Annotated in this window: 4 protein-coding genes; 3 read left to right on the top strand and 1 reads right to left on the bottom strand. The window is 52.2% G+C overall.

The window, feature by feature from the left end; all coding sequences use genetic code 11:
• Positions 1-277 precede the first annotated feature (277 nt).
• Positions 278-1138, top strand: a complete 861-nt coding sequence (locus ACOYNV_RS27075) for a DUF3553 domain-containing protein (protein ID WP_422902923.1) — start codon at positions 278-280, stop codon at positions 1136-1138.
• A 63-nt stretch (positions 1139-1201) separates the two neighbouring features.
• On the top strand, positions 1202-1480 hold the full coding sequence (locus ACOYNV_RS27070; RefSeq protein WP_422902922.1) for a hypothetical protein: 279 nt from the start codon (positions 1202-1204) through the stop codon (positions 1478-1480).
• Between the two features lie 140 nt (positions 1481-1620).
• Here ACOYNV_RS27070 and ACOYNV_RS27065 read toward each other — a convergent pair whose 3' ends face one another.
• A complete protein-coding gene (locus ACOYNV_RS27065; protein ID WP_422902921.1) occupies positions 1621-1896 on the bottom strand; it encodes a hypothetical protein in 276 nt (91 codons plus the stop codon).
• Between the two features lie 206 nt (positions 1897-2102).
• Here ACOYNV_RS27065 and ACOYNV_RS27060 point away from each other — a divergent pair, with 206 nt between their 5' ends.
• Positions 2103-2447, top strand: coding sequence for a hypothetical protein (locus ACOYNV_RS27060; protein ID WP_422902920.1), 345 nt, complete (start codon positions 2103-2105; stop codon positions 2445-2447).
• Positions 2448-2885 lie beyond the last annotated feature (438 nt).

Genomic DNA, 2885 nt, shown 5'->3' with positions numbered 1-2885 from the left:
GGTGGCTCCATTAAGCCGCGATTCAAATGGCTCCATAGGGGCGCGAGATAACATGTGCACCGCATGAAATGGCGATCTGCATGTGGCCTGCCACACAGGCTGCGTATTTCGCTGAAAGCAGCCACTCGTTCCGATTTTTCTCCGTAATAATGAGGAATCCACGACTCTGCTCCAGCATTCTGGCCGACATCTGTGAGCAAAAGGTTGCCCGGCCGGATCCGCATTTCAAACCGCATGATAGAATTCAACGCTTTTTCCGGAAGCGGCGGAGAGCCAAATGAACAATCTCACCCAAGGTGATCGTGTTTTTCATCCAAACAAGAAGGGCTGGGGGCTCGGGAAAGTGCTCAGCGTAACCCCCGACAATATTGATGTTTTCTTTGTCGGCACCGGTTCAAAGCGCCTTTCAAAATCTTTTGTGAAGCTTGAAATTGCCGAAGGAGCCGCGGCAAAGCATCGACTCCTGGATAATCTGGGCGAAGCATCTCAACTTGGTAGCGCGGACTATGTCTCGCTATCTATGGCCATTGAACGATTCCTGGCAATCTACCCTGACGGCTTTGCCACGCCCAGTTTTCTCAAGAACGAGCGCGAGGCCAACGTGCGGGCGCACCAGTTCTGTATTCAGTTGCTGGGCGAGAAGGAAATTTCCGAACTTATCGCAGAGCATCGCTATCAGGATGTCTGTGATAGGGCACGGCACGTCGAATCGATGACGAATCTGCTGACCAAGAGTGAAAAGACGCTTTTATACGCCGCGCTGGATCTACCCGAGAACCAAAAGATTTTCGCGGTGGGTTTGGCCGACCTGCTTTATGGGACTGATTCAGAGGAATATCGCTTCAAGCTCTTCGTTCGTGTCCTTGATCTTTTGGAAATCAACCGCTGGCAGTACGCCACACTTTTCGGATTCATCCGGTTTCCGCTGGTAAAAGCCTTTATCAAACCCACCGTGATTCAGAATGTGACCAAAGCGCTTTGCTGGCGAATCAACTACAAACCCGAAGCCAACTGGGGAAGCTATGCGGCGGTTTTGCGGCTCTACAACCATCTGCGTACGAGTCTTGTCGAAGAAGGCTTGATCCCAAGGGATATGATCGATGTGCATTCCTTCATCGGGTCGGTCGGTAAAAAATAAACCGGGACATTCTCTCTATATTGCCACGCTACGGCGAGACAGCCCATTTTCCGCAGGGAAAACATGAACGCACAAGCATTGGCTGAAAAAATAAACAAGCTCGGTTTTACCCCGATTGCCTTGAGCGAACCAACGAAAAGGGAGGACGGGATGATCGTGATCACGAAGGGCGTCCATGTCCAAGTCCCGCTACGTGGCGATGAACCCAACGTGGTTCGCGAGAGCAGCAAGGGAGAATTTGAGTTTTACGATGCGCAAAAAACCATCGGACGCCTGATAGACGATCTCAAATCCGCGCTGCAGGATGAAAAGGCCATGGCACCCCTGAGAAATAGTGACTGACGGGGCGCCGCGCGCTTACATTGTTGAATAAACTCACGGCCAATACCAGCCCTTCAAGAACGCGCTCAAAAGCAGTCCTTGAGGTGATCTGTGCAACCTGGCCGCGCGTGGCGCCACCGCGCTCCCCGGGCCTTGGGTGGTCATGATTGCGCAGCGGGCTGCAACATCGCCATCACCTCCGGTTGAACACGCTCAAACTCGGCAAGTACATCGGGCGGCACCCTGTCGTTATCGACGAACTTCTCAACGCCTGTCGCCGAAGAACGCGGCACGGCATCCTCAAGGACCAGATCGAACTCTTTATCCAGACTGACCGTAAACAACCAGTCGGTTTTTCCGTCCAGATTGATGCGTACGGCCACGTCTCTATAGTCTTCTGCGTCGTTGGAAACAGTGACTTGTGTTTTCTTGGCCATGATGTGGCATCCTTTCGCCTAGCGGCATGTATCGAAACCTTAATTTACCTGACCATACTTTAAACGCTTCTGATCAGGCAGGAATTCGCCATGAGCAAACCCTTGACATGAGTCTCTTGGAGTCCTCTCTTGGAGTCTTAATTGCTGCAACGTATTCCACTATATGATTGAATCGCCTTTGGCATGACAAACTCGATGGAGCACCCTTGAATACCTGTATCCAACAGACCAGCCGCAAGGCGCAAATCGACGCTGTTCTTCTTAAATTTCCAGGCGTCAGCGCAAGAAAAATTAGCGACCTTGACGCCTACTTCGTCAACGACAAGATGTTCGCCTGTATCAGCGGAAACGGCGTTGGGCTCCGTGTGCCTGCCTCCTTCGCGACCGAGTTGCAATTCTCAAGAAGCAACGTCGTTCCATTTCAACCCAAGGGAATGGCAAGTACGAGGGAGTGGATTCAAATCGATCGGGCCGACGCAGCAGACTACGAGCACGACCTCGAATTGTTCCGGGCCTCGCTTGAGTTCGTGAAAGGTGCCCGGACCCGGTAAATTCGCAGCACCGCGAATGCCTACCTGCTGTTTCGCCGGACTTCAGCCTTGGGTGGTCAGCACTCCCTCGGCTTTCTCGTAGGTTACATCAGATACTAAAGTCATGGGGTCAGGCGGTTGACGGCCAGAAGCGGACGGTGGCAGCACTGAAAAAACGGGGTCTTGAGCGTCATCTATGCACCTCAGAGCGGACTGATGACGTCTCGCTATTATCAGAATGAATTACGCTAGAAAACACGCTCAAGATCGGAGAGTACCTCGGGCGGCACCCTGCCGTTATATATAAACTTCTCGGCGCCTGTCGCCGAAGAACGAGGCACGGCATCCTCAAGGTGTTGTTTGCGCGAGTCAGATTGACCATCATGCGCGTTGTTGTTTGATCAGACTAAGGCGGCGTAAATAAATAAACGTATCATATGACGTGTTGAGGTGGTATTC

The sequence above is a fragment of the Propionivibrio sp. genome (genome assembly GCF_049316945.1).
GTDB lineage: Bacteria > Pseudomonadota > Gammaproteobacteria > Burkholderiales > Rhodocyclaceae > Propionivibrio.
Note: the sequence above shows the minus strand (reverse complement) of the source record. Positions and strands in the feature narration are given on the sequence as shown.